Raw genomic sequence first — 3,143 nt, forward strand, 5'->3', positions numbered from 1 at the left:
GACGAGGGAAAAAGGAGAAAAGGGAGGGATTTAATGTAACCTGACCCCTTTGTTTTCCAGTGGGATTTAATGTAACCTGACCCCTTTTTTCTTTTGTTTTGAGGAAAAGGGAGGGATTTAATGTAACCTGACCCCTTTGTTTTTGACCCCTTTGTTTTTGTGTTCGTTGGGGAAAAAGGAGAAAAGGGAGGGATTTAATGTAACCTGACCCCTTTGTTTCGCGCCTTTGTTTCGGGAAAAAGGAGAAAAGGGAGGGATTTAATGTAACCTGACCCCTTTGTTTTACCTTTGTTGTTGCCTTTGTTGTTTGGGATTTAATGTAACCTGACCCCTTTGTTGCCTTTTGAGGAAAAGGGAGGGATTTAATGTAACCTGACCCCTTTGTTTTGTGGAGGGAAAAAGGAGAAAAGGGAGGGATTTAATGTAACCTGACCCCTTTGTTTGTGATTTCGGAAGGACGAGGGAAAAAGGAGAAAAGGGAGGGATTTAATGTAACCTGACCCCTTTGTTGTTTTTGTTTGTGGGGGAAAGGAAAGGGGAAAGAGTCAAGACCTGACCCCTTTGTTGCTTTTTTCTCGGCCGCACACCCCGTTTTTTCTTCGGGGCATAAAAAAACCGCCCATCCCCGAAGGAATGAGCGGTTGTTTCAGGTCATCCGTGAACCTTACCCAGTGCTACCAAGCAGAGCTTGAAGGTAGGCATTCCCAAGCTAGAGCTTGGGAACGAGACAAAGGGAGGGATTTAATGTAACCTGACCCCTTTGTTTTTTGTAACCTGACCCCTTTGTTTTTTTTTGAGGGAAAAAGGAGAAAAGGGAGGGATTTAATGTAACCTGACCCCTTTGTTTCTTTGTGGGATTTAATGTAACCTGACCCCTTTTTTCTTCATTTTTTCAAGACATAAAAAAACCGCCCAAGGTTTCTCAAGGGCGGTTCGTTTAGTTTTCGATTAACCTGAAGGTTGTTCGAAACGTTTGGGACGGGGTATATACCCCGTCCCGCTCCGGTGTCTCCGGGGGAGATTAGGCGAGTGTCAACAAACCAGCCGCAGCAGTACCTGTAGCTACGACGCCAACCAGAACAACTGCTTCTACAACGGTGTTGGCACCAGCGCCGTCGATGTCATATACAAACAACGTATCCGTACCAGTAGCCGATGTGGTCCAGATGTTGGTCGCTACTGCGAAATTACCGCGAACCAACGCTTCAACAATTCCCGATGCTCCGGCAATCGTTGTTGCCGCAGCACCAGCGAACGTATTAGAAACACCAGCGGTGCTAATAACGTCACCTGCGCTCATGCCTGTCACCACATCAATGCCAGTCAGCACCGTAGTGCCGGACACGATGGTCGCAGCAGTTGCCGCACTGTATGTTTGTGCTACAGCAGACAACACGATGGTGTCTGTGCCTGTGCCAACGTTGATTATGTCTGCACCAGCGCCACCAGTGATGATGTCGTTACCTGCACCGCCGTTGATAGTGTCGTTACCAGCGCCACCAACCAAGATGTCATTGCCAGCACCGCCGGTGATGGTATCTGCTTGAGCAGTACCAGTCAGCGTATTAACGCCTGTGAGTGAACCCTTAATTGCAATGCCGTTGGTTGCACCGAGAGTCGCATCAAACGTTACCGCACCAGTGGCAGCTGTTGCATCAATTACAGTATTGACATTCAAAACCAATCCGTTAGTCGTAATGGTAATGGCCTTTGTACCAGTCAGATTCATGCTGGTCATTGCAGTTGCACCAACCAAGGTGGTCACGGCGAGTGTGTCATTAGCGACCAGGTTGATTGTTTCAACACCAGCAGCTTGGATGTTAGCAAGCGTAATGAGGTTAGTTGCAGTCAAGCCATCATCAGCAGTGATTTTGAGCGTGTCGAGTTGACCCACCGTAGAAGCACCTGTCACAGTGTAGACCGCATTGGCATCGCCGTATGCAGTAATAGCACCGGCTTGAGCTGCGTTCAGACCGCTCAGAATGGCTGTAGTACTGCCGCCAATTTTCAAAGCGGTGATTGTTGAGTTCGTGAACAAAGCTGTATTAACTGCAACAGCGCCTGCATCCAGCACTTCAAAGTTTGCGTACTGGTTAGCTTTAAGAGCGCTATCAACATGCGTAGCATTAGCAACAGTAAGGACGTCAGCCGTACCTGCACCAGCATCAATGATTGATGCTGTTGTGGAAGTCAAAGCTGCAGTAGTTACTGCGTCATTGCCCAAGCCACCCTTGAAGGATGTAACACCAGTAGTCAGCGTAACAGCTACGCCGCCTGCGGTCAGGCCGGAAGCGTCAATAGTTGTTACTGTGGCAGGTGCTGTACCAATACGAACAGCTGAAGTAGCTTCACCAGCGGCAGTGGTGGCTGTACCGCTTGAAGCCGTACCACTCACGGTAATTGAGGTTGCGGCAGCAGCAGTAATTGCGCCGGTAGTCAAGCCAGCATCGGCGACAATTTTCAATGATGTCGACGTGGCTGGGGCAGCCAAAGTACCGATGGTGTTTGCTACGGAACCTGTAGAGTTAATGACTGTAGAAGTTACGCCAGTGCCTGTCAGTACAACGTTACCGGCCGTAGTGCCGCCAGAAACATTCAAAGTTGCAGTAGTTGCAGCAGCTACCCAGCCTGCATTTAAAGCACCATTAACAACCGAAGCATTACCAATCATGCCGGCTTGCGCGCCACTTGCCAGGTTTGTGACAGTAACAGTGCTTGTAGCACGGTCAGCATTGACGTTGGTCAGGCCGGAAATCGTGGACGCATTGAGCGTAATGATATCTGCGGCTTCAGCTTGAATCGCACGGATGTTCAAAACTTCAACACCGGAAATCGTTGCGCCAGCAATCGCGCCAGTAGTGTACGTCCCGCCACCACCTTGAATAGCAAGATTCAGTGTATCAGTACCAGCGCCACCGTTGACATTATCAAGAACTGAGAACGTGCCTGACAGCACTGGGGTAAGTGAGTCAGTGTATGTGGTTTCAGCACCGATGAACGTATCGTTACCAGCTGTACCGACCAAGTTGTCCACACCTGTAGTCAACGTAAAAGTCTGCCCAACATTAGGATCTACAACACCAAAGCCAACATTAGCCACATTCCCAGCCACCAACGCATAAGCTTCAGCACTAGCCACCTTA

At 49.1% G+C, this 3,143-nt stretch carries 1 protein-coding gene; it reads right to left on the reverse strand.

The window, feature by feature from the left end; all coding sequences use genetic code 11:
• Nucleotides 1-1,021: 1,021 nt before the first annotated feature.
• Nucleotides 1,022-3,143: calcium-binding protein (locus PSV38_RS12930; RefSeq protein ID WP_300548031.1), on the reverse strand; the 2,122-nt coding region annotated here is incomplete at its 5' end.

Origin of the sequence: Aquabacterium sp. (genome assembly GCF_029946005.1) — a bacterium.
Lineage (GTDB): Bacteria > Pseudomonadota > Gammaproteobacteria > Burkholderiales > Burkholderiaceae_C > Aquabacterium.